Source organism: Microbulbifer maximicatervae (SeqCode), assembly GCF_052467505.1.
This window is the reverse complement of record NZ_CP174313.1, coordinates 2,282,218-2,304,963: the sequence shown is the minus strand read 5'-3', so window position 1 is coordinate 2,304,963 and position 22,746 is coordinate 2,282,218. Positions and strand designations below refer to the sequence as shown.

The 22,746-nt window shown below is 50.6% G+C and carries 19 protein-coding genes; 9 read left to right on the top strand and 10 right to left on the bottom strand.

Annotated elements, in window-relative coordinates; translation table 11 throughout:
- Positions 1–187 precede the first annotated feature (187 nt).
- From ACJJIN_RS10125 to ACJJIN_RS10115, 3 genes are read left to right on the top strand one after another with little or no spacing between them, the layout of a single operon-like run.
- Positions 188–1,564, top strand: a complete 1,377-nt coding sequence (locus tag ACJJIN_RS10125; protein WP_444897955.1) for a glycosyltransferase family 4 protein — start codon at positions 188–190, stop codon at positions 1,562–1,564.
- Positions 1,564–2,325: a class I SAM-dependent methyltransferase gene (locus ACJJIN_RS10120; protein ID WP_444897954.1), complete on the top strand. Its 762-nt coding sequence runs from the start codon at positions 1,564–1,566 to the stop codon at positions 2,323–2,325. The genes ACJJIN_RS10125 and ACJJIN_RS10120 overlap by 1 nt, the downstream gene beginning before the upstream one ends.
- On the top strand, positions 2,322–3,434 hold the full coding sequence (locus ACJJIN_RS10115) for a prenyltransferase/squalene oxidase repeat-containing protein (protein ID WP_444897953.1): 1,113 nt from the start codon (positions 2,322–2,324) through the stop codon (positions 3,432–3,434). Before ACJJIN_RS10120 ends, ACJJIN_RS10115 begins: the two co-directional genes overlap by 4 nt.
- Here ACJJIN_RS10115 and ACJJIN_RS10110 read toward each other — a convergent pair.
- Entirely contained in the window at positions 3,363–3,980 is a 618-nt protein-coding gene (locus ACJJIN_RS10110; RefSeq protein ID WP_444897952.1) for a class I SAM-dependent methyltransferase, read from the bottom strand. The two genes, ACJJIN_RS10115 and ACJJIN_RS10110, sit on opposite strands and share 72 nt — an antisense overlap.
- Positions 3,981–4,096: 116 nt before the next feature.
- On the opposite strand from ACJJIN_RS10110, the gene ACJJIN_RS10105 reads away from it, so the two are divergent.
- Complete coding sequence (locus ACJJIN_RS10105) at positions 4,097–4,819, top strand: acyltransferase (RefSeq protein ID WP_413662686.1); 723 nt, start codon at positions 4,097–4,099, stop codon at positions 4,817–4,819.
- Positions 4,820–4,838: 19 nt separating this feature from the next.
- Positions 4,839–5,354 (top strand): shikimate kinase, encoded by a 516-nt coding sequence (locus tag ACJJIN_RS10100; protein ID WP_413662685.1) that lies wholly within the window; start codon positions 4,839–4,841, stop codon positions 5,352–5,354.
- Between the two features lie 63 nt (positions 5,355–5,417).
- On the opposite strand, the gene ACJJIN_RS10095 is transcribed toward ACJJIN_RS10100, so the two are convergent.
- Entirely contained in the window at positions 5,418–5,888 is a 471-nt protein-coding gene (locus ACJJIN_RS10095; protein ID WP_020413378.1) for an Lrp/AsnC family transcriptional regulator, read from the bottom strand.
- A 277-nt stretch (positions 5,889–6,165) separates the two neighbouring features.
- Here ACJJIN_RS10095 and ACJJIN_RS10090 point away from each other — a divergent pair, with 277 nt between their 5' ends.
- Positions 6,166–9,723: an indolepyruvate ferredoxin oxidoreductase family protein gene (locus ACJJIN_RS10090; RefSeq protein ID WP_444897951.1), complete on the top strand. Its 3,558-nt coding sequence runs from the start codon at positions 6,166–6,168 to the stop codon at positions 9,721–9,723.
- A 53-nt stretch (positions 9,724–9,776) separates the two neighbouring features.
- Here ACJJIN_RS10090 and ACJJIN_RS10085 read toward each other — a convergent pair whose 3' ends face one another.
- Together ACJJIN_RS10085 and ACJJIN_RS10080 are read right to left on the bottom strand one after the other, a co-directional pair.
- Entirely contained in the window at positions 9,777–11,051 is a 1,275-nt protein-coding gene (locus ACJJIN_RS10085) for an OprO/OprP family phosphate-selective porin (protein WP_444897950.1), read from the bottom strand.
- A 135-nt stretch (positions 11,052–11,186) separates the two neighbouring features.
- Positions 11,187–12,077 carry a TraB/GumN family protein gene (locus tag ACJJIN_RS10080; protein WP_444897949.1) on the bottom strand — a complete coding sequence of 297 codons (891 nt, stop codon included), beginning with the start codon at positions 12,075–12,077 and terminating at the stop codon, positions 11,187–11,189.
- A gap of 146 nt (positions 12,078–12,223) precedes the next feature.
- Between ACJJIN_RS10080 and ACJJIN_RS10075 the strand changes: the two genes are divergently transcribed.
- On the top strand, positions 12,224–13,345 hold the full coding sequence (locus ACJJIN_RS10075; RefSeq protein WP_444897948.1) for a glycosyltransferase: 1,122 nt from the start codon (positions 12,224–12,226) through the stop codon (positions 13,343–13,345).
- A 54-nt stretch (positions 13,346–13,399) separates the two neighbouring features.
- Here ACJJIN_RS10075 and ACJJIN_RS10070 read toward each other — a convergent pair whose 3' ends face one another.
- Complete coding sequence (locus ACJJIN_RS10070) at positions 13,400–13,807, bottom strand: acyloxyacyl hydrolase (protein ID WP_444898243.1); 408 nt, start codon at positions 13,805–13,807, stop codon at positions 13,400–13,402.
- A gap of 276 nt (positions 13,808–14,083) precedes the next feature.
- Positions 14,084–15,232: a sigma-70 family RNA polymerase sigma factor gene (locus tag ACJJIN_RS10065; RefSeq protein ID WP_444897947.1), complete on the bottom strand. Its 1,149-nt coding sequence runs from the start codon at positions 15,230–15,232 to the stop codon at positions 14,084–14,086.
- Between the two features lie 668 nt (positions 15,233–15,900).
- On the opposite strand from ACJJIN_RS10065, the gene ACJJIN_RS10060 reads away from it, so the two are divergent.
- Entirely contained in the window at positions 15,901–16,209 is a 309-nt protein-coding gene (locus ACJJIN_RS10060) for a hypothetical protein (RefSeq protein ID WP_444897946.1), read from the top strand.
- Between the two features lie 57 nt (positions 16,210–16,266).
- Here ACJJIN_RS10060 and ACJJIN_RS10055 read toward each other — a convergent pair whose 3' ends face one another.
- The 4 genes from ACJJIN_RS10055 to ACJJIN_RS10040 all read right to left on the bottom strand — a co-directional run bounded on the left by ACJJIN_RS10055 (position 16,267) and on the right by ACJJIN_RS10040 (position 19,843).
- Positions 16,267–17,025, bottom strand: coding sequence for a YciK family oxidoreductase (locus tag ACJJIN_RS10055; RefSeq protein ID WP_444897945.1), 759 nt, complete (start codon positions 17,023–17,025; stop codon positions 16,267–16,269).
- Positions 17,026–17,077: 52 nt separating this feature from the next.
- Positions 17,078–17,737, bottom strand: a complete 660-nt coding sequence (locus tag ACJJIN_RS10050; RefSeq protein WP_413662676.1) for an HAD family hydrolase — start codon at positions 17,735–17,737, stop codon at positions 17,078–17,080.
- Between the two features lie 12 nt (positions 17,738–17,749).
- Positions 17,750–18,451, bottom strand: a complete 702-nt coding sequence (ubiG, locus tag ACJJIN_RS10045) for a bifunctional 2-polyprenyl-6-hydroxyphenol methylase/3-demethylubiquinol 3-O-methyltransferase UbiG (RefSeq protein WP_444897944.1) — start codon at positions 18,449–18,451, stop codon at positions 17,750–17,752.
- 66 nt (positions 18,452–18,517) lie between these two features.
- Entirely contained in the window at positions 18,518–19,843 is a 1,326-nt protein-coding gene (locus tag ACJJIN_RS10040) for a TRZ/ATZ family hydrolase (RefSeq protein WP_444897943.1), read from the bottom strand.
- A gap of 192 nt (positions 19,844–20,035) precedes the next feature.
- On the opposite strand from ACJJIN_RS10040, the gene gyrA reads away from it, so the two are divergent.
- The gene (gyrA, locus tag ACJJIN_RS10035; protein WP_444897942.1) at positions 20,036–22,597 is read left to right on the top strand and encodes a DNA gyrase subunit A; all 2,562 of its coding nucleotides are present in this window, start codon (positions 20,036–20,038) and stop codon (positions 22,595–22,597) included.
- The last annotated feature ends 149 nt before the right edge of the window (positions 22,598–22,746 follow it).

Genomic DNA, 22,746 nt, shown 5'->3' with positions numbered 1-22,746 from the left:
GGCTTTTGTTGCTATTTTGGCTTGCGAGCACACATCCTTGGGCCAGGATACCAAGAGTGTGGACCGCTTCCGCCTAGCAGTCATTTCTCCGCCAGTGTATTCTTCCGCTTTACCAGCGAGGCACCCCAGACGGTCGGCTTTTAGACGTTGGCATTCGCAGAATGTCTGTGCGAGAGCGGATAATGTTATGGGGTATAAGAATATTGCAGATGGGGAAACTATGACCGCCTTGGGAAATTGTGCAGACGGTCCAACGGCTGGCGAGACGCAGCCACTAAAAATATGCCTTTTGGGGTATCGCAGCAATCCACACAGTGGTGGTCAGGGTATCTACCTGCGCTACCTGAGTAAAGCACTGGTAGATGCTGGTCACTCCGTGGATGTTATTTCTGGCCAGCCCTACCCAGAACTCGATGAGCGCGTAAAGCTCATCAAAATGCCAGGGTTGAATCTCTATGAAGTTGAGCGTCCAGCGCGGGCCTTGAAACCTCGCCACCTGCTGTCATGGGCGGATTTTTTTGAATGGTGGGGTAAGCTTACCGGCGGTTTTGCCGAGCCTTATACCTTTGGCCGTCGGGTAAATAAATACCTGCGCAAGCACGGCAAACAATACGACATTGTTCACGATAACCAATCACTGTGTTACGGCTTGCTGGATATCGAGAAAAATGGATTGCCTGTTGTTGCGACAATTCATCACCCCATTACCCGGGATCGCCAACTGGCATTAGATGCCGCCCCCGATTGGCGTTTTCGTTTGCTGGTACGTCGCTGGCATAATTTTTTGAATATGCAGATTAAGGTATCGCGGAAGCTTCGCCATATCGTGACAGTTTCCAAGCAATCTGAGCGGGATATTATCGAGCAGTTTGGCGTAGCTCCCGAGCAGATTCACCTGATTTACAACGGTATTGATACGGAATTATTTAACCCAGGGGCAGAAAATAAGCGCTTGTCTCTGCGAATTATGACCACCGCATCGGCAGATCAGCCCCTCAAAGGTCTGCGCTTTTTATTACAGGCGCTGGCGGAATTGCGCCAGGAATATGAAAACATAGAGTTGTTGGTCGTTGGCAAATTACGCGAAGGTGGCGCCACGGAACGCTTGCTTCACGATCTGGATCTTCAGGATAGGGTTCAGTTTGTCTCCGGTATTTCTAACGAAGAACTGGTCGATAATTACCGCAAGGCTACAGCGGTAGTTTGTCCATCGCTCTACGAAGGATTTGGTTTACCTGCCGGGGAGGCAATGGCATGTGGTGCTCCGGTAGTATCCAGTGACGGGGGTGCTTTGCCTGAGGTGGTTGGGGATGCCGGAATTGTGGTCCCTGCAGGAAATCACGAAGCTTTGGCCAATGCCCTGCGCCAGGTTTTATCCAGCGAAGCGCTGCGAAAAGAACTCAGTGAGAAAGGTCGCCAGCGCATTGAAAATAAATTTTCTTGGACAATCGCTGCAGAGAGTTTGGTGAAATATTACCGGGAAATTCTCGGACATACACTGGCGGAACAACCGAGTAGTCATGAAATAGAAACTCCGAATATGCGCAGTGCGGAGGCGGCTTGATGATTACTGTAGATCCCCAGCACTTAAATCTTCGCCCTGGCCAAAAAGTCCTCGACTTGGGGTGCGGTGAAGGGCGCCATTCCATCCACTTGATGATCACCGATGATGTCGATGTTTACGGCATTGACCTGTGTTTTAATGATGTGCGCACTGCCAGTGAGCGAGCGGAACCTTTCCGCTCTCCCGAGCACTCAAAGGGTCGCTTGCAGTTCGGAGTTGCCAATGGCTTGCAACTACCATTTGCCGATGGGAGTTTTGATGTGGTTATCTGCTCAGAGGTACTTGAGCATATCCCCGATTACAAGTCTGTCCTGGCTGAGATTAACCGGGTATTAAAACCCTCCGGTATTTTTGCCGCGACAGTACCGGCATTTTTTCCCGAGTGGGTGTGCTGGAAACTCAGCGATGAATACCATCAGGTTGAGGGTGGGCATATCCGGATATTCCGCGAGCGCGAGCTGCGAGAGGATATTGAAAGGCTGGGACACCACTATTTTGCCCGGCATAAGGCCCATGCGTTACATGCACCTTACTGGTGGTTAAAGTGTTTGTTTTGGGACAAGCCCGATTCCCGTTTGGTCTCTGCCTATCACCGCCTGTTGGTGTGGGATCTGATGAAGAAACCAGCCTTTACCCGGATTCTCGAAAAACTATTGAACCCGCTGTTGGGAAAAAGTATCGCTCTCTATTTTGTGAAACCTGCCGGGTCGACACAACGAGTGGATGCGGCCCTCTCCCTGCCTGAGGGAGTTGAAGCATGAGTAAAATTTCTGTGCCGGCAAAAGCTTCTGGTCTTTTCCCTGAAGGATTTATCCAGGATAGCGCCGCCTATATTCTCTCCCAGCAGTTCCCCGATGGTTCAATTCCCTGGTTTAAAGGGGGCTATGCCGACCCCTGGGATCATGTTGAGGCCGCTATGGGGCTCGCCATTGCCGGAGAGTTCAGTGCTGCTGAAAACGCTTATTGCTGGTTGGCTGAGATTCAGCTGGAAGACGGCAGCTGGTGGGCCGCTTATAAAGATGGCGATATAGACAACCGGGAGCGCCGTGAAACCAATTTTGTTGCCTATGTGGCAACAGGAATTTGGCAATACTTTCTGGTTAGTAGAGACACACTGTTTTTACAGCGCTATTGGCCGATGGTGGAGCGTGCAATCGAGTTTGTATTGCGCTTGCAAACGGAATTTGGCGAAATTCATTGGGCGGTAGATTCAGAGGGCGCCCCTATGAAAGATGCCCTGATCACCGGTTGTTCTTCCATTTATAAAAGTCTGGAATGCGCAATTAATATTGCCCACCAGCTAGGGGTTGCTCGCCCTCAATGGATACTTGCCCGGGAAGCTTTGGGCGATGCGCTGCGCAATAAACCGGAGCGCTTTGATCGCACCTGGGAAAGCAAGGCGCGCTTTTCAATGGACTGGTTTTATCCCGTATTAACCGGTGCCTTTTCTGGTGAGGCAGCGCAGTTGCGTCTTCAGCAGCGCTGGGATGAGTTTGTCGTGGCTGGTTTGGGATGTCGTTGCGTCAGTGATGAGCCCTGGGTGACGGTGGCTGAATCCTGCGAACTCACTATGTCCCTAATCGCTGCTGGCCAGCGTTCGCGGGCGGAAATTTTGTATCGCGGCTTGCACCGCTGGCAGGATAAAGATGGGGGCTACTGGACCGGTTATGTCTACCGGGATGAGGCCATCTGGCCGGAGGAAAAAACCACCTGGACTGTAGGGGCCATGCTTCTGGCTGCCGATGCGCTCGCCGGATTAACGCCAGCGAGCGAGCTGTTTACATCGGTGCGCCTGCCCCTAAATGCGGCGCAGGATTCCCAGGGTGTCGACAGTTTCGACGAGCTCGAATTGAGCGGAAGCCAGGGCTAGTTTGTAAATATCGTAGGGCGCCTGGCCGCCATCGGCGGGGTCCGGGAAAATGTCGTGGATCGCCAGGTAGCCACCGGGCACGATATGGCGGGACCAGCTGCGATAATCGGTCATGGCCGCTTCCAGGGAGTGGCCGCCGTCAATAAATACGAGACCCAAAGGGGTATTCCAGCAGCGTGCAGCTGTTGCGGAGGGGGCGACGACGGGAACAACCCAGTCATCCAATTCAGCCGCGCGAATATTCGCGCGGAAAGTGCGAAAACTGTCCATTAAATTGGCCTGGCCATCAAACAGTTCGGGATCGTGATACTCCTCTCCGGGCTGGTGCTCTTCAGATCCTCGATGGTGGTCCACGGCGAACAGGACGTTATCGGTCAGCTTACAGGCACTGGCCAGGTAAATTGATGATTTGCCGCAGTAGCTGCCCACTTCAAGACAGGGACCCAGTGGGCTGGCTTCAGCTGCCAGGTGGTAGAGAGCTTCCCCTTCATGGGCGGCGAGGAAACCTTTAATTGCTCGAATATCAATAGGTAGATTTAGGGACATGGGTAAACGCTTGCTATTTTTCGTGGCCGAAACACTAAACTGCCACTAATACAAAAGCAATTGGGTTTTTACTCAGGGCTCCGTAAATCCCATAAAATATAAGTAGAAATTAAAATATGCGTAAGGATCACAGGCCCTATTGGCTCAAGCGACTGCAGCTGCGTTGGCGAAAATGGCGAACAGAGTATTTCCTTCTGCCACAATTCGATGCGGTTGGGGTTGAGCCGGAAGTAATGGATCCGGGTTCTGTCCATGTTTTTGGCGGAAATGTTCGGCTCGGAAATTATCCTCACTTAATCTCCAACAACGAGAAGTGTATTCGCTTTACCACTTTTGGGCACAAGGGGGGAGAGGCATTTATTACTATTGGGGATTTCGTATTGATCTCTCCAGGGGTACGTATTTCTGCGGCTCAATCTATTGAGATTGGCGACGCCTGTATGATCGCAGCCAATGTGTATATTTCCGATTCTGATTGGCATGGGCTCTACAATCGCACGCGGCCCTTCCGTTGTACCTCCCCGGTGCGCCTGGGTAACAATGTTTGGATTGGAGATAGTGCAACCATCTGCAAAGGTGTCACTATCGGTGATAATTCTGTAGTGGGAGCCGGCAGTATCGTCACCAAGGATGTCCCCGCAAATACGGTTGTCGCCGGTAATCCGGCAAAACCCATTAAATCAATTAATCCCAAGCGGCGAATGATTACCCGGGAGGCATTATTTGCCGATGCCTTTCGCCAAGCGCATAATCTGGATGAATTGGATAAGATGATGTTGGGTGGGAACACCTTATTGGGTTGGTTGCGCTCGGTATTCTTTCCCCGCCGTAGCGATTGAATGTGCAAGTATTAATAAAATGAAAAAAAGAAAAAGTATTGTCCTGATTGGAATGCCCGGCGCCGGTAAAAGTACGCTGGGGGTGTTGTTGGCAAAGGAGCTGGCACTGGGGTTTACAGATACTGATGTTCTGATCCAGTCCAGAGAGGGCAAGACTTTGCAGCAAATTATGGCTGAAAGTGACTATCTTAATCTCCGCGCCATTGAAGGGGAGGTATTAGCTGAGGCCACCCTCCCCAGTGATGTTATTGCCACTGGAGGAAGCGCAGTCTATAGCGAAGAGGGTATGGCGAATCTACGCAGTCAGGGTGTGGTAGTGTTTCTTCAGTGTTCAGCGGAGGAATTGCGTCGGCGTATCCATAATTATGAAAGCCGTGGCATTGCGAAGGCGCCCGGGCAGTCTTTTGCGGACTTATTTGAAGAGCGACAGGCCCTTTACCGGCAATATGCAGAAATAACGGTGGATTGTGACAGTAAATCACTGCAGGAAACGCTTGATCATTTACTTAATGCGCTGCGGGAGCTTGCAGAGTAACCGAAATTTTCTCAGTAAGCCCCATGCGTTAAAGCAAGGGGCTTTACTTTTCACACTTTTGGCTTAAAGTGGCAGCTGGGTGGTGTACTTCACCTGCTTGAGGGCAAAGGTGGAGTTGACTGAGGCCACGTTTGGCAGGTGTACCAGAGAGCGCTTCAGTAATTGCTCATAGTGTTCCACACTATCCACTACAACGCGCAGGACATAGTCTTTGTCTCCGCTGGTGGAATAGCACTCGACCACCTCCTGGACATCCTGAACTGCTGATTCAAAGTTGTTCAGGGATTCCTCATCGTGATTGTGGATGGTAACGTAGCAGTATACGGTGACACCCAGATCCAGTTTGCGTGGGTCCAGCAGGGTAACACGGCCACGGATAATGCCTTCGGCTTCCAATCGCTTGATTCTGCGCCAGCAGGGGGTGTGCGAAAGACCGACTTTATCGCCCAGCTCTGCCATGGAGTAATCTGCGTTCTCCTGCAGCGCTCGCAGAATCTTACGGTCAAAATCATCCAGGTCTGTCGAACGCTTCATAAAGACTCCTATCCTATAAAAATTATCTAAATCGAAACTTCTATCACAAATTTACGCATATTTGCGTGAATAAAGCAATGCTCTATTGCGCTTAACGAACTAGTATGACCTGACTAAACCGTTTCGGGATAGGTGCAGTGTGCCCTCAGCCGCTCTGGGACTTTGCGGCAAATATAAAAACAGGCGCATCTAACCACAGAAAACGGACTATTCGGAAGAATAATGACTAATAACTCGAACCGGGTTTCGAGAAGAATAATTAACCGGAAGTAGGTGTATGACTGAAAAAGTAACCAGTCCTCAAAGTACGGCGGATTCCCAAGTAAAAAAACAGGTTTCATTGGACGACCGCTACACCATGCTCAAGGGCCGTGTGCTCCTTTCAGGTATCCAGGCCCTTGTGCGCTTACCCATAGACCAGATGCGAATGGACCGGGATCGCGACCTCAATACCGCGACTTTTATCTCCGGTTATCGGGGGTCGCCCTTAGGTGGCTACGACCTGCAGTTATCCAGGGCGAAAAAACTGCTGGGAGAGTACAACATCCGTTTCCAGCCTGGCGTCAATGAAGAGTTGGCGGCTACGGCAGTTTGGGGTTCCCAGCAGGTGGGCTTGTTCCAGGGTGCAGAAGTGGATGGCGTCTGTGGGATTTGGTATGGCAAGACACCGGGTGTCGACCGCTCCTGCGATGCATTTCGCCATGCCAATGCCGCTGGCTCCTCTCCCAAAGGTGGCGCACTGATCGTTGCCGGCGATGACCACGGCTGTAAGTCATCCTCCTATCCAGGGCAGTCTGAATTTGCCTTTGTGGATATGCATATTCCAGTACTTAACCCCGCCACCGTGCAGGAAGTGTTGGATTATGGTCACTACGGGCTGGAGCTGTCTCGCTTTAGCGGCTGCTGGGTGGCAATGATCACCCTGGCAGAAAATATGGATAGTTCTGCAACCGTGGAAGTGGACCCTGAGCGGGTTAAATTTCACTACCCGGATATTGAGCGTCCCGAGGGCGGCCTGAATATTCGTAAGCAGGACAACCCTCTCGAGCAGGAAGAGCGCCTGTGGCGCTACAAGCGCCCTGCTGCGCTGGCTTTTGCCCGCGCCAATAAACTCAACAAGGTTGTACTGGAAAATCCTGAGGCGAGCCTCGGCATCGTCACCACCGGTAAGGCCCATCTGGACTTGATGCAGGCCTTCGAAGACATGGGTATCGATGAGCAGAAGGCCAAGCAGCTCGGTATCCGAATCCTTAAAGTGGGTATGACTTACCCGTTGGATGTGCCGGGTATCCAGGAGTTTGCCCGTGGCTTGGATACGCTGCTGGTGCTTGAGGAAAAACGCAGTTTGATGGAAGTACAGCTGAAAGAGGAACTGTACAACGTCCACGTGAAGGACCCGAATTTCCCGCGTATTCTCGGTAAAGTGGACGATTGTGATCAGCCGCTGATGCCCGCTTATGGCGAGCTGTCGCCAGCGATTATTGCCCAGGTATTGGGTTTTGTTTTGGGTGAGGACAAGTTGGATGAAGGCGGCAAGCACCGCTTGATGCGTCTCAATGCGCTGGCTGAACGTATTTCCCAGCAGACGGGCTCAAGTGTGTCTCGCTTGCCTATGTTCTGTGCCGGCTGCCCTCACAACCGTTCCACCAAGGTGCCAGAAGGAAGCCGAGCCTTAGCAGGTATTGGTTGTCACTATATGGCCCAGTGGCTCGACCGGGAGACTTATACCTTCACCCAAATGGGTGCCGAAGGGGTCAACTGGGTAGGGCAGGCGCCGTTTACCAGTGAAAAGCATGTCTTTGTAAATCTGGGTGATGGGACCTATTTTCACTCCGGTATTTTGGCGATTCGCGCTTCCGTGGCTGCCAAGGTCAATATCACTTACAAGATCCTGTTTAACGATGCAGTCGCCATGACCGGTGGTCAGCCCCACGATGGTGAGTTGGCTCCGGATATGATCTGTCGCCAAGTCTTGGCGGAAGGGGTTCAGAAAGTTGTCCTGGTGATGGATAACCTGGATAAATACAAGGGTGCACTGTCCTTCCCCAGTGAAGTTGAAATTCATCACCGGGATTACTTGCCCGTTGTAATGGATGAGCTGCGTGAGGTTGAAGGTTGTACCGTTATTATTTACGACCAGACCTGTGCCACCGAACTGCGCCGCAAGCGCAAGCGCGGGCTACAGCCTAAAGCCGAGGGGCGCCCCTTCATTAACGAGCTGGTGTGTGAAGGCTGTGGAGACTGCGTCCAGCAGTCGAGCTGTATCGCTGTTGAGAAAGTGGAAACGGCGCTGGGTGATAAGCGCAGGGTAAACCAAACCGGCTGTAACCAGGATATGTCCTGCGTTAACGGCTTCTGCCCCTCATTTGTTACGGTGAAGGGTGGCAATATTGCCAAGGGCGCCGGGGTGGGTGACGTGTTGCGAACTGAAGCGGCCAAGTTGCCCTCGCCACAGCTTCCGGGCTTACAGCAGCCGTATAACTTCCTGGTTACCGGCGTTGGCGGTACGGGTGTAGTGACTATTGGCGCCTTGTTAGCGATGGCAGCACATATCGAAGACAAGGCGTGCAGTACCCTTGATCAGACGGGATTGGCTCAGAAGGGCGGAGCGGTTTACTCCCATATTCGCTTTGCAGCTGCGCCCGAGGCTTTGCAGGCGGTACGTATTTCTGACGGTCGTGCCGATGCCCTAATGGCCTGCGACTTGATTGCAGCCGGCAATGTGGCAGCTTGTTTGGTTAAACTGGATAAATCGCACAGTCGCGCGGTAGTGAATACCCACTTGAGCCCAACGGCGGCAACGGTTCTCGGGCGTGAGGATGTCCATTCACCGCAAGCGGTATTGGATACGGTGAGTGGCGCGGTTAATGAGCTCAGCTCTGTGGAAGCGCATCGCCTGACCAAAGCAGCTCTGGGTGATACGCTCGCCGCCAACATTTTCATGCTCGGCTACGCCTGGCAGAAAGGGTTGATTCCGCTAACTGAAGCCTCCCTGCAGGAAGCGATCCGCTTAAACGGTGTCGCTGTGGAAGGAAATCTGCAGGGATTTGCTGCAGGGCGGTTGGCGGCAGAAAATCGCAACGCTCTGGACAAACTGTTAACCCACGAGAAAGTTGTGGTAGAGGTACCACAAACTCTTGAGGCGATTGTAGCTCACCGGGTGGAGCACCTCACCGGTTATCAAAATGCAGACCTCGCCGAGCGTTACCGCAGTTTGGTCGATACGGTGAAATCTGCTGAGATTTTAAAAGTGCCCGGGAATGTCCAGTTGGCCGAGGTGGTTGCGCGCAATTACGCAAAATTGCTTGCCTATAAGGATGAGTACGAGGTGGCCCGCCTATACACCGATAGTCGCTTTACCGAATCGCTAAAAGAAAACTTCAGTGGTGGCTTTACCCTGGAGTTCAATTTGGCTCCCCCATTACTGGCGCGCTTCGATAAAGGCTTGGGGCGTCCCCGCAAAATGAAATTTGGCGGTTGGATGTACAAGGCATTTGGTGTTTTGGCGAAGCTGAAATTCTTGCGCGGATCGGCGCTTGATATTTTTGGCTATACAGCAGAGCGAAAAATGGAGAGGGCACTGATTAGCGAATATGAAGAGTTGGTTAAGAAAGTTCTGGGCCAATTAAATTCGCAGAATCACGCTGCTGCAGTTGAGCTACTTCAATATCCGGATATCATCCGGGGCTACGGCCCGGTGAAGGAGGCCAATATTGAGAAAGCGAAAGAACAGCGAAATATCGCATTAAATCGATTTGAAAACCCGGTTCGGGATATAAAACTTTCAGCGGAAGTTGAGGTTTTTGACCCAGCTAAGGCACAGCAAGTAGGTTAATTGCCTGTTTGATAAAGTGGCTTGAGGACTGTCTTGAGTCACTTTATACCCCCCTACCAAACCCCTTGTAATCGTATGGCGAATTGGTTGGTTTTATCTCCAGTAAAATCGTCATCGCCGAGGGTGATGTTCATCATTACCCGGATTTTTGGGTTGAAATAGTAATTGACCCCAAGTGTAAAATTACTGGCTCGTAGCTGGCGAAAATCCCGATTCTCTATAGCGGTATATCTTGCGGCAACTTCCCAGGCACCCTCTGGAGGAGATGGCTTGATAGATTTAAATACTCCGATCTTGGAGTCGTAGGGTTTATGTTGGCCGGTAATTGCCCAGCTTCCCATAATGTACCAGGCATGAACATCCTGCCCGCCAATAAAGCATCCGCTTATGGGATCGCAAAAAAAACTTGGCGGAAGACCGAAGAATTCCTCATAGGTCAATTCAGAGAGGTATATCTTCCCTGTGAAATGACCATACGCATATTCCGCTTGGCCGAATAGAGGGCCGTAAGTCGCAGCTAGCTCGAAACCGGTAGTGTTGACTCTGCCCCCACCATCCCCAAGGAAGAACTCATCGTCACCAAACTCGCCAAAAAAATTATCTGATCCGCCAGGTGTGATTGCTATCAGCTGCTCCGGCCCTCGTCGGCCCGCATAGGCAACTTCAGCAACGATATCGGGACTGTCTTGATTCGCTTTTTCGTAGCTACGGTATACACCCAGGTGAACTGTTGATAAGGCATCGTTAATTGGGGCCCAGGTCAGTCGGGTTGCTGCGCCAAACCCAGAATTTCTGGGGTCACCGGGGTCTCGTAAATTGAATAACGTAAAACCAAATGTATAACAGCACCAATGCGTATGCCAGTCGATACCCTGTTGACGTCCACGTCCAGAATAAATACCTGCAGCGCTGGTAAATGCCCGCTCCATAAGCACTAGGTCATTGGAGCTTGTCAGCTCATTGATTGAGCGGCTGGGTTTAAAATTGCCGATGGTTAGTTTTCCCGTATAGAACTTTGTTGCTAAGTAGACATCCCTCAACCCTCCAGCTCCATCATCAGCAAAGTCTCTTTCAAGCTTATAGTTCCACTTCCATAGATTGCCTTTCATTGTCAATCTAACCCGACGGAAGTCGGTTGTATTGACCGGATCTTCTAGGTCTTTGTCAAAAATGTATGTATCGAAGTGAATCCTTCCGCCGAGTTGTGCGGAGAAATCCCCATCGTCAGAGACAATTTTCAGTCCGCCTTTTGTCTCGGCTTCATCAGCAATAGCTGGGAAGCTAAATAAAAGAATTGATATGGCACAGTATGCTCCCCAGCATTTCATCGGACGCCTCTAGTTGAGAGTTGTCATTGGTCACGGGAAAAGTGCTATTCGAGTTTAGCAATAGAAAAGACTTTGGACGGGGAGGGGGGATGGGACGGCGCAGAAAATCTGCGCCGAGGGTTACTGGACAGTTGATTAAAGGCGTTCTAATTTGTAACCAGTGTCGCCTAGAAACTCGATAACACTGCGTTCGCCCACCAAGTGGCCAGCGCCGACAATGACAAACAGAGACTGGTAGTTTGGCCCCTTAAGGGCAATTTTCTCAGCCATCCTTTCATTGCGATTAAAAAAAAGTGTGTCATAGAGCGGCTTATATTCAGGGTTTTCAGTTAGGCCGTCGAGGATAATAAGGCGATTCAAAGCTTCTTCATCTCCTCGCTTCCATGCGCTGGTAAGTTTGGGTAAAAAGGTTGAAATATCCCCAATTTGCTCAAGGGTTTGCTGGAAGAGGAGCGCAGGGTTGTCCAGGTCATTTAACATCTTGAATTGTTGCAAGACACCTTCCAACTCCAGAACGGATTTCCCATCCTTTTTTGCTTTTTGTAAAAAGTGCCGATCAATGCCTAGTTCTGGATTGAGGCCGTGGGCTTGCATCTCAATCATGCTCATAGAGATCATGGCTATGGCGGGACGCTGCCGGATAAACATAGCCTCGGGCATACTACGCTTGTGCATCCACGACTTTAGTTGGCTGTATATCGCGGGTGGAAGTTCGTCTTTTAAAGTTCGCTCACCTTGGTAGATAGACTCCATCATGATTCGCTGCTGTAACAGGCTGTCGCCTTCTGCAGCGAGAATGTCAGCCTCGACGGCAATAGCATCACTATTGGAGTAGGCCTGTTCAATTTTTGATCTTAGAGGGTAGAAGTCCTCAGTTGCCAAGTGAACCGAGCCTAATAAGTAAACGGTTTTATTATCTTTAGTTGCTTTCCAGAAGATGCCTTTATCACTCTCAGCGGCTGAAGCTCCTATTGTTAGTAGAAGCAGTGTAAAGGCGAGAAAGTAACTTATTTGTCGCTGAAGCATTGTCGGGTCCCTGAGTAATTTGCCTTTGCAAATACTATCACTAACACCTTCAGGTGCCAGAGGGGCTTTTAGGCATCAAGTCACTGACTTGTAAATTAGTGATGATTTACTGGGAAATTATCCTATAGGAAGTCAAAATAGACCTTTTGGTCTGTTTCACGGAAGTCAAATTGAAAGTTGTACAGTTTTTGCCCAGCCTAGAGCCTGGGATCACAGCAACTCTTGCGCTTGAGTTTGCAAATGAACTGGTCAAAAAAGGCCACGAGTCCCTGGTGATTTCTACTGATGGACCATTGGAGGCGCGGTTTCGTTTGCACGGTAGTGACTTTATCAGCTTTCCAAAAATCAGTGAGTCAATCTGGTCTTTGCGGCACAAATCCCGCCTGCGTAAGATTCTCGCAGGATTGCAACCGGATATTGTCCATACCTATGGTCGCTCAACGGCCTTCCTTGCATGGCATGCCTTGAAGAGTGAGTCAGTCGCAACTCGTCCTAAGCTGGTGCCTCTGGTGGATCAATATTTTTCCAATAGCTACTTCAACAAAGGTTTATTGGCAGGAGATGGAGTTATTGCAACTTCGTATGGGATTGCGAAATACCTGAAAAATGCTTCTATCAAATTTTCAGAAAATCCGATAGAAGTTATTTATCGTGGCATTAATGTCCGAGAGTTTGATCGTGAAAAACCTGTAGCGAGCCAGTGGCAATTAAAGCTTCTAAATAGTTACCCTCAGCTGGAAGGGAAAAACTGGTGGTTAATGCCTAGCGAAATCTCTGCAAATGGCGGGCAGGAAGAATTTCTACATATGTTGGCTCAGGCTGCGGTACAAAGAGATGATGTTCACGGAGTGGTTGTAGGAGCTTTAGTCGAAAATGATTTGCGCTATCTGAAAAAGCTGGAAGGGCTCGCGCAAGGCTTAGGTCTTGGGGGTAGAGTTACTTTCTTGGGGGAGCGCCAGGATATGCGTGAGTTGTACGCAACGTCCCAGTTAGTTTTTCATCTTGCGAGTGAAAAGAATGAGAGTGCAAAATATTCTAGGGAGGCGCTGGCGATGGGACGTCCTGTAATCGCTTACTCTGATGGTTGTACAGGGGAAGTTTTAGAGAAATACTTTCCTGATGGCTTAGTGCAACGAGGCAATATGAAGTCTTTGATAGAAAAAAGTTTGGGGTTAGTGAATAGGCCAAATAGCTTGAATCCTGAAGAGTTCAGCTATTCTGCTTCAGCTGAAAAAGCCATAGTTTTCTTTCAGAAGCTATTAAATTAAATTGCGCGCGTAAAAATTCTCAGAAGATATGTAAAATGCTAATTGACTAAGTTGCTAAAAGCTCAGGTGCCCATTTAAAGAAGCAAAATCAAAGCCAGGATTGGGTGTGTTAGTTCTGGCATTTGAAAAATGGCTGTATCGTAAAGATAGGATGTGGCCCCTGGGGAAACGATAGCCAAGTGCAAAATGCAGAGCAAAATTGAGCTTAGTACTTAGCCCAATATCACCAAAATCTTTTTGACTCAAATAGGATGCGCCCGCTCCAGCTTCGGCAAATCCTCCCTGTAGTTGACTGCGAGGATACCAGCGCAAAATAGGTTTAATTTCGAAAATATTTTGCTGCTGTTTCTCACTTTGATGCTCAATTCGCATATGGGAGTAACTGCCTTGCCCCCACCATTGAAGTGAATTATTGCCGAGACTAAATGAAAGCAGTAAATGGGAGTAGCTAAATCCAGCCATTTCTGAGGCTGAGATAGAGCGATACTGCATCAACTCATTCCCAAGTCCTTTACCTGCACTTGCAATGAATTCGGATTCTGCATGGGTGGGCGGAGTAAGGAAGAGTCCGCCGGCAAAAAAATAGGCACAGTATTTAAAAACACTGCACTTATCGTTAAAAACCACTGGTTTACGCATAGCTTCGCGGTACTAACTGATAGAGCTGTTTTAAAGACTAGTGGGAAAGGCTTCGATGGCAAGCTCTCCAAAGAGGCTTGCCATCGACTTCTTCCTTTTCTAGCGCCACTGCCGCTTCAGTTGTCGAAGTGCGTCAGAATGCAGTTGTCTCGCGCGCTCCTGGCTAAGCCCCAATTGCTCCCCAATAACTCGAAAAGAGCAGTCCTTGTCAGAAATTAATCCATACCTCAAGTTGAGGACTGTCCTTTGTCGTGCAGGGAGGCGGGCAACAGCTTCACGGAGACGTTGAGCTAGCTCTTGGTTGGTTACAAGCTCATCCGTATTGTAAAGCTCATCAGCAGGTGCGTAGTCCAGTCTGGTGCTGCTCTGGTCATCTGCAACCGGGTCATCGAGAGACCCTGTTGGTCCTGGGAGTTTTAATAAGCTTTGGATTCTCTCAATATCTAGTCCTGTGTGGCGGGCTAGATTGTCATCGGATGCAGGTTGTCCCTGAGCGCGGACTTCACCAATAGCTCTGTAAATCGCTCTTAAATCATCCTGGACATTGGCTGGTTGTCGGACAAGATCTTCGTTGCGTCTTAAGGCTAACTGAATCTCTTGCTGGATCCACCAGTAGGCATAGGTGGAAAAGCGGTATCCCATTTGCGGCTTGAACCGCTCAATAGCTTTCATTAATCCAACATTGCCTTCTTGAATTAAATCGATAAAGGGAACTGATGGATTGCGAAAGCGTTTTGCAATGGCAATAACTAGGCGCAGATTGCATTGGATTAGTTTTTTCCGCTGTTTTTGAAAACGCTGTAATAGCCCGTTCAGTTTGCTGCGGCCGCGCCTGTCCAAGTACTCGCTGGCGAGAAGGATTTCGGTGTGGGCAATTATCAATCCGTGATCATAGGCTCCTGTGCTTCCTCGTTGCTCGACTCCCTCGCTACGCAGTTGGACCAATTGGGTGCCACTTTCCTGGAGGTTGGAAATGAGCTTTTCTTCCAGGTCGCGTAATAGACAGGTGGTACTGTGCTCTTCCTCCGGAGTTAATAGCTCAAGCCTGTAGAGGTGCTTGAGATAGCTTTGCATTGGGGTGGTGCCGCTCTCGGAGAGGGTATCACCCGCTGCATGAATCTCTTCCGCGTCAGGGTCTCGCTCGACTTGAGGGTCGGGCTCGCTGGCACCCTGGCAGGAGTCAGAGAGTGGTTCGCCTGTATCCTTCAGCCATTCTTCATCCCTTGAGTAAAAATGTTCTCGGGACAAGTGCTTAAACCTTCTGTTGGCTGTGTGAACGATATTTGCTGATCGGTCTCTCAAAATTTCGATTGACGTCTATTTCTACTCACTATAGATGTGTCAGCAAACTTTAGGAGAGAAAAATGGGACTTGTAGGTTTTCTTTATCTGAAGAGGAGGGGCAGCTTTATGTACCCTTGAATAGAGCCGGGCATTTCGGCCACCGCGTCTTCCTTTCTTGGGTGTTATTTTCGGTAATAGGACCAATTTGTTATAACAAGCTGGGCGCTTATTTTTTACTCAGCTCGGCTATATTCCTCAGTCTCTTTCGTTAATATTGCTACGAAAAAGGGCGAGTGGAGGGAGTAGAAAATATATCGAAGCGGATGACAACCATGGCTTTCATAGTGTATTTGCTGCCTGTAATTGAGAGATGTCATCTAACTTTTGCCTCAAGAGACTTGTCTGAACAAATAGAATTGTCGATAGGTTCACACTTTTTTGGTTGTCAGCATGAAAGAATTTGAAGAACCGCACTCGCTGGCAGTCCATTAAGAGGGAGGCTGGAGTACGGCTCATTAAGCAAAGTCATTTGTAGTGGTAATTGCTTGATGGAGGAGGATATTTAAAGGGTAGACAAATAACCCTATCGAGTAGTGATCATTAATAAAATTAGGTTATCCAGGGGGCAGAAAAATGAAGGGATTGCTAGCACCTACAGCACTATTCGCTGTTGTAATTGGGTGTGTGTCTTTTGAGGGAGTAAATCTCACGGTGTCTGATCGATCTGTGGCCTTGGCTGGGGTTGTTACTCTTAGTGAGCGTGATGACCAGTCTGTTGATTACAGTCAATATTCGGGAGATGCTCAAGATATAGAGCTGTTTGATGACTCCAGCATGCTGGAATTTGAAGGTGATGTATTTGCCGATGCTCCAGAGCATATGCCCCCAGCGGGAGAGGGCTCAGGTGCTAAGGAAGGTGATAACAAAGGCTTTGGTGAATAGCTGTTATGGACAAGCCTCGAGCTTGAGACTCTGATTCTTGTCCATAGGCCAAGCTTTCTATTTCTTCTGGGCGCTAAAATGCTTCCCACTAACTCCGTTACTGTCTCTGCCCATTAAATAGAGATAGGTGGGCATAATATCTTCTGCAGAGGTTACCGACTGAGGGTTTTCTGCTGGGTAGGCAGTTGCTCGCATTGATGTACGGGTTGCCCCTGGATTTAGGGAGTTGACCCGGGTATTGGAAACCCCTTCCAGTTCATCGGCGAGTACCTGCATCAGTCCTTCAGTGGCAAACTTCGATACTGAATAGGCCCCCCAGTAGGCTCTCCCTTTAACCCCAACGCTGGAGCTTGTAAAGACAACAGAGCCTGCTTCTGATTCCTCTAGCAGGGGCAGCATTGCCTTTGTTAGTCCAAACGCTGCATTAACATTCACCTGCATTACTTGTTGCCAAGTGTTGAAATTGTAATTGCCGATAGGGGTGCGTTGCCCGAGTAGGCCGGCATTGTGCAGGAGTCCATCCAGGCGACCAAACTCGTTGCGAATAGCTTCTGCGAGGCTCTCGAAATCCTCTATTTTTGCCGCACCCAGGTCCATGGGGAAAATAGCCGGCTGTGGCCCACCGGCAGCCTCGATTTCGTCATAGACAGCTTCTAACTTGGGAGTTGTACGGCCTAGCAAAATTACCGTCGCCCCGTGAGCAGCAAAAGTCTTTGCTGCAGTTTTACCTATGCCGTCTCCGGCACCGGTGATAAGAATAATCTTGCTCTTTAATAGGTCGGAGGGCGCTTGATAGTCGCCAACAAAGTCTGACATGAAATATCCCGATACTGTCACCGGGCTTGGGTGCCCGGTATTACTTCAAGTTTCAAAAATAGTGTTGTTCTAGAAGGGGCCAAATTTCATTGGCGGAATTTACCAGGTGGTCTGCCCCCCAATTGGCGGGGTTGTCTGTAGAGTCAATATAACCATACCCGCAAGCGATAGTTGGCATACCAGCCTTTTGGCCGGCGATGATATCGCGCTTGTGGTCGCCGATATAAATTGCTTCAGCGGGAGCGCAGCCAATCTGGCTGCAGGCTAAAAATAGGGGCTCGGGGTCCGGCTTGGATTTGCTGACGTGGTCAGGGCAAACAATTGCAGAGGCTGGCGGTAGATGGGTAAAGGCTTCCATTAGAGGAGTGGTGTAGGCCTCCGGTTTATTGGTGACAATCCCCCAGGGAAGGTTTTTTTCAACCAGGTTGTCGAGCAGGTTGTCGATACCGGGGAAAGTGGTTGTCTTCTCTGCAAGATGTGCCAAGTAGAGGTCCAGCAACCTTTGCAGTAATCCTGGGAAGGCGGGGTCACCTTCTTCTTTGTTAAACCCCAATGTGACCAGCGCCCTGGAACCATTGGATACAGTTCCCCGGATCGTCTCGTCAGGCAGTGGAGGTAACTGTTCCTGTTGGCGCAGTTGATTTAATACAACAATAAAATCTGGCGCTGTATCAAGCAGGGTACCATCCAGGTCAAATAAAACGGCTTTCATTTTGCAGTTCACTTATTCTGGTTTGCTGGCATACATCAAATAATTGACGTCGACATCCCGGGGGTTCAATTTGTAGCTGCGGGTAACCGGGTTATAAGTCATACCGGTTATATCGTGCGATTCCAGGGACTCATCGCGCAGCCAGGCGCCCATTTCTGAGGGGCGGATAAACTTACTGTATTCATGAGTGCCCTTGGGCAGTAAGCGTAGGACATATTCTGCTCCGACTACGGCAAACAGCCACCCTTTAGGGGTGCGGTTGATCGTAGAGAAAAATAGCTTGCCGCCAGGTTTTGCAAGTTTTGCGCAGGCGCGAATGACAGAAGAGGGGTCTGGTACATGCTCAAGCATCTCCAGGCAGGTGACAATATCAAAGCTCTCGGGCGCTTCTTCTGCCAGTTCCTCTACTGCCACTTTGCGATAATTGACGCTGACGCCACTTTCGAGGGCGTGGAGTTTGGCGACATTGAGTGGGGCTTCCCCTAGATCGATACCAGTAACATCTGCTCCTCTCTGTGCCATGGCTTCAGCCAGGATACCGCCACCGCAGCCCACATCGAGGAGCTTCTTGCCGGCAACCGGAGCATACCCGTCAATGTAATTTGCACGCAGTGGATTGATTTCGTGTAGTGGTTTGAACTCGCCTTCCTTGTCCCACCAGCGGCTGGCAAGTTGCTCAAATTTGGCGATTTCTGAGGGATCTACATTGCTCATGAACTTCTCTGCAAACTCCGTCGCTCGTAACCGGCATTTTTCAGTGATTGGGCCGGAATCAGTTATCTAGCGTAAATTTCCGCTGATTCTATCACGCCATATTTGCGCCCGCTGGATAACCTCAGTTTCGTTTAAGGTTTGTAGCTGGCGCTCCTTTAAAAGTTGTCGCCCTGCAACCCAGACATCACTGACATTGTGTCCTCCGTTGGTATAAATCAACTGGGACACTGGGTCATGCAAAGGCTGCTGTTCTAGACCGCCGAGATTGATAGCAGCAATGTCTGCGCTTTTGCCTACTTCCAGGCTTCCGGTTATATCTTCAATTCCCAGTGCTTTGGCTCCGTTGATGGTCGCCATGCTCAGTGTCTGATGCGCGGGTAGGGCTGTTGCGTTCCCGCTAACAGCTTTTGCCAGTAGTGCGGCTGTGTTGGCTTCGGAGAACAAGTCTTGGGTGTTATTGCTCGCAGCGCCATCGGTGCCAAGGGATACGTTGATACCGGCTTCCAGCATGTCATAGGTCGGGCAAAAGCCTGAGGCGAGCTTGAGATTGGATGATGGGCAGTGAGAAACATGGGCGCCACTTGAACTCACTAGCTCAATGTCTCGTTCATTAGTGGCCACCATATGTACACAAAGTGTCTGCGGCCCCAGCAGCCCAAGGCGGAATAGCCGTTCGGTGGGCCGCTCTCCATTAGCGTTCAGGGCGCTTTCAACTTCAGCGTGGGTCTCGTGGAGGTGCATTTGCATGGGGATCTGCGCTTCGGCAGAGCAGACTGCAATTTTCTCCAGTGTTTTATCCCCCACGGTGTAGGGGGCGTGGGGTGCAAATACCACCTCAATTCGATCGTGCGTACGATAATCATCGCGTAACGCCAATCCTTTGTGCAGGGCCTCGTCGCTATTGCGGCTCCAGGGGGTTGGGGCATCCAGCACGGGGAAGGCGATATGGGCTCTGATTCCGCTTTCCCGCGCAGCAATGGCGACGGCTTCCGGGAAGAAGTACTGATCAGAAAAAGTAGTAGTACCAGAGCGCAGCATCTCGGCAATCGCTTGCCGGCTGCCGTCAGCTACAAATTGCGGACCCACCCAGCGTTGCTCTGTCGGCCAGATGTGCTGCTCCAGCCACTCTTTAAGGGGGCGGTCATCAGCGTAGCCGCGCAATAGCGTCATGGGCGCATGGTTGTGAGTATTAATTAACCCTGGAATTAGTGCGTGTTGCCCCAGGTCAACTTCATCTGTTGCCCTAAAGCGAATTGAGGCCTCAGCTGTGGGTACCAGAGCAGAGATTTTGCCCTTTTCTATTGCGAGTGAACAATTTTCATACACTTTTTTCTCGGGTACGACGGGTATGATCCAGCGTGCGTGGATCAGGGTATCGACAGCTTGTTGCATGAGGAGTTATCTGGTGGCTGCTGTGGGGGTGTTTTACTGTAGCCGCAGTCAATGGGGGCGACAACTGTGGTTTGTGCCGCAGTTGGATATCTCCGAGTCCTGCAGCTCCAAACATCTCAAACTATGGTAGAATCGCCCGCTTATCCCGGGCACAGTACGTACGCCCGCGCTATAAAAGGAACGCCGTAAGCCATGGGCGAATTAGCCAAAGAAATCTCTCCGATTAATATCGAAGAAGAACTCAAGCAGTCTTATCTCGACTATGCCATGAGCGTGATTGTCGGGCGCGCACTGCCGGATGTACGCGATGGCCTCAAGCCGGTACACCGCCGCGTGCTCTACGCGATGAGCGAGCTTAAAAACGACTGGAATAAACCTTACAAGAAATCAGCGCGTGTCGTTGGTGATGTAATCGGTAAATATCACCCGCACGGAGACACTGCGGTCTACGACACTATTGTGCGTATGGCGCAGCCGTTTTCTATGCGTTACACCTTGGTAGATGGCCAGGGTAACTTCGGTTCTATCGATGGTGACAGTCCAGCTGCCATGCGATACACCGAAATTCGTATGGATAAGTTGGCCCACGAGCTGCTGTCCGACCTCGATAAAGAAACTGTTAATTTTGTCGATAACTACGATGGCTCCGAGCAAATGCCGGAGGTATTGCCTTCGCGTGTGCCGAACCTCTTGGTCAATGGTTCCTCCGGTATTGCGGTGGGCATGGCCACCAATATCCCTCCCCATAACCTGGGTGAGGTGATCAAGGCTTGTCTGGCTCTGATCAATAATTCCGAGTTGACCGTCGACGACCTGATGGAGTACACCCCCGGGCCGGACTTCCCCACCGGCGCCATCATCAATGGCCGCGCCGGTATTCTCCTTGCCTACCGCACTGGCCGTGGCCGCATTTATGTGCGTGCCAAAGCAGATGTGATCCGCGATGACAAGACCAATCGCGAAACCATCATCATTACTGAGATCCCCTTCCAGTTGAATAAAGCGCGCTTGATCGAGCGTATTGCTGAGCTGGTGAAAGAGAAAAAGATCGAGGGTATCTCTGAGCTGCGCGACGAGTCCGACAAAGACGGCTTGCGCGTAGTGATTGAGCTTAAGCGGGGAGAGCTGGGTGATGTGGTTCTGAATAACCTCTATTCCCAGACCCAGCTGGAAAGCGTCTTCGGCATCAATATGGTGGCCCTGGTTGATGGCCAGCCCAAGGTATTGAATCTCAAAGAACTGCTCGAGCACTTTATTCGCCACCGCCAGGAAGTCGTTACCCGTCGTACGGTCTACCTGTTGCGCAAAGCCCGCGAGCGCGGTCATATTCTGGAAGGTCTGGCGATTGCCATCGCCAATATCGATCCGGTAATCGAACTGATCAAATCTTCCGCCACACCGGCAGATGCCCGCGAGGCGTTGCTGGCTAAAGGCTGGCCTGTGGGCAATGTACAGCAGTTCCTGGAGCGGGCTGGTGCTGATGCCTGCCGTCCAGATGATCTGCCGCAAGAATTTGGTTTGCGCGACGACTCTTACTACTTGTCCCCGGCCCAGGCTCAGGCAATTCTCGAATTGCGCCTGCACCGCCTGACGGGCATGGAGCACGACAAGCTGCTGGCAGAATACCAGGATCGACTGGAGCAGATTGCAGAATATCTGCATATCCTCGGTAGCTTCGAGCGTCTGATGGAAGTGATCCGCGAAGAGTTAGAGCAGCTGTCAAAGGATTTTAACGATGAGCGTCGTACCGATATCGTTGCGTCTCGCCAGGATCTGACCGTTGAAGACCTGATTACCCCGGAAGACAAGGTAGTAACTATCTCTCACGGTGGTTACGCCAAGAGCCAGCCTCTGACCGATTACCAGGCCCAGCGCCGTGGTGGTATGGGTAAATCCGCGACCCAGGTAAAAGACGAGGACTTCGTCGAGCATCTATTGATCGCCAACTCCCATGACACCCTTCTGTGCTTCTCCAATAAGGGCAAGGTGTACTGGCTGAAAGTCTACGAAGTGCCCACCGCTGGCCGAGCCTCCCGTGGTCGCCCAATGGTTAATATGCTGCCCCTGGAAGAGGGTGAGCGTATCAGTAGCATGATGCCGGTGTCTGAGTACGACGAAAATCACTTTATCTTCTTCACCACTGCCAATGGCACCGTGAAGAAAACCCCCCTCACCGCTTTTGCCCGCCCCCGCAGTGTTGGTTTGCGTGCAATTGAGCTGGAGGAGGGCGATCGCCTGGTAGCCACTGCGATTACCGATGGTGAGCGCGATGTAGCGCTGTTTACCAGCGCCGGTAAGGCAGCGCGCTTCTCCGAGTCCAATGTGCGCTCTATGGGCCGTGTTTCCCGTGGTGTTCGCGGTATTCGTATGCAGGAAGGTCAGCAGGTTATCGCTATGGTTATCCCTGAAGAGGGTGGCTCTGTGATGATGGCTACTGAGAATGGTTACGGTAAGCGCACAGCTATCAGCGAATTCCCCACCAAGGGACGCGGTACCCAGGGTGTTATTGCGATCGCGGAAAGTGAACGTAACGGTGCTTTGGTTGGGGCCTGTCAGGTGCACCCAGGTGAGGAGATGATGTTGATCTCCGATCAGGGCACTTTGGTGCGTACCCGTGTTGATGAAGTCTCTGTACTTGGGCGCAACACGCAGGGGGTGCGAGTGATTCGCCTGAAGACTGGCGAGAAGCTGGTTGGTCTCGGTCGCATTGAAGAGACCGAAGATGACGGTGAAGAAAACGGTGGGGAAGAGTGACCCACCGCTCCAGACCACTAAGAAAGGCTGCGTTTATCGCGGCCTTTCTTGCCTTTGGCTCCCACGAAAAACGCTAAAGGCGCGATATCTATCCCCCTGAATGGCAATTTGTGCGTAGACACATCTAGTTGTATTTGAAACCTTTTTTG

What these genes read in the sequence shown, in the direction of transcription:
- ACJJIN_RS10125 (WP_444897955.1), top strand. Translation starts at nt 188, where the DNA reads ATGGGGTATAAGAATATTGCAGATGGGGAAACTATGACCGCCTTGGGA.
- ACJJIN_RS10120 (WP_444897954.1), top strand. Translation starts at nt 1,564, where the DNA reads ATGATTACTGTAGATCCCCAGCACTTAAATCTTCGCCCTGGCCAAAAA.
- ACJJIN_RS10115 (WP_444897953.1), top strand. Translation starts at nt 2,322, where the DNA reads ATGAGTAAAATTTCTGTGCCGGCAAAAGCTTCTGGTCTTTTCCCTGAA.
- ACJJIN_RS10110 (WP_444897952.1), bottom strand. Translation starts at nt 3,980, where the DNA reads ATGTCCCTAAATCTACCTATTGATATTCGAGCAATTAAAGGTTTCCTC.
- ACJJIN_RS10105 (WP_413662686.1), top strand. Translation starts at nt 4,097, where the DNA reads ATGCGTAAGGATCACAGGCCCTATTGGCTCAAGCGACTGCAGCTGCGT.
- ACJJIN_RS10100 (WP_413662685.1), top strand. Translation starts at nt 4,839, where the DNA reads ATGAAAAAAAGAAAAAGTATTGTCCTGATTGGAATGCCCGGCGCCGGT.
- ACJJIN_RS10095 (WP_020413378.1), bottom strand. Translation starts at nt 5,888, where the DNA reads ATGAAGCGTTCGACAGACCTGGATGATTTTGACCGTAAGATTCTGCGA.
- ACJJIN_RS10090 (WP_444897951.1), top strand. Translation starts at nt 6,166, where the DNA reads ATGACTGAAAAAGTAACCAGTCCTCAAAGTACGGCGGATTCCCAAGTA.
- ACJJIN_RS10085 (WP_444897950.1), bottom strand. Translation starts at nt 11,051, where the DNA reads ATGAAATGCTGGGGAGCATACTGTGCCATATCAATTCTTTTATTTAGC.
- ACJJIN_RS10080 (WP_444897949.1), bottom strand. Translation starts at nt 12,077, where the DNA reads ATGCTTCAGCGACAAATAAGTTACTTTCTCGCCTTTACACTGCTTCTA.
- ACJJIN_RS10070 (WP_444898243.1), bottom strand. Translation starts at nt 13,807, where the DNA reads ATGGCTGGATTTAGCTACTCCCATTTACTGCTTTCATTTAGTCTCGGC.
- ACJJIN_RS10060 (WP_444897946.1), top strand. Translation starts at nt 15,901, where the DNA reads ATGAAGGGATTGCTAGCACCTACAGCACTATTCGCTGTTGTAATTGGG.
- ACJJIN_RS10055 (WP_444897945.1), bottom strand. Translation starts at nt 17,025, where the DNA reads ATGTCAGACTTTGTTGGCGACTATCAAGCGCCCTCCGACCTATTAAAG.
- ACJJIN_RS10050 (WP_413662676.1), bottom strand. Translation starts at nt 17,737, where the DNA reads ATGAAAGCCGTTTTATTTGACCTGGATGGTACCCTGCTTGATACAGCG.
- ubiG (WP_444897944.1), bottom strand. Translation starts at nt 18,451, where the DNA reads ATGAGCAATGTAGATCCCTCAGAAATCGCCAAATTTGAGCAACTTGCC.
- ACJJIN_RS10040 (WP_444897943.1), bottom strand. Translation starts at nt 19,843, where the DNA reads ATGCAACAAGCTGTCGATACCCTGATCCACGCACGCTGGATCATACCC.
- gyrA (WP_444897942.1), top strand. Translation starts at nt 20,036, where the DNA reads ATGGGCGAATTAGCCAAAGAAATCTCTCCGATTAATATCGAAGAAGAA.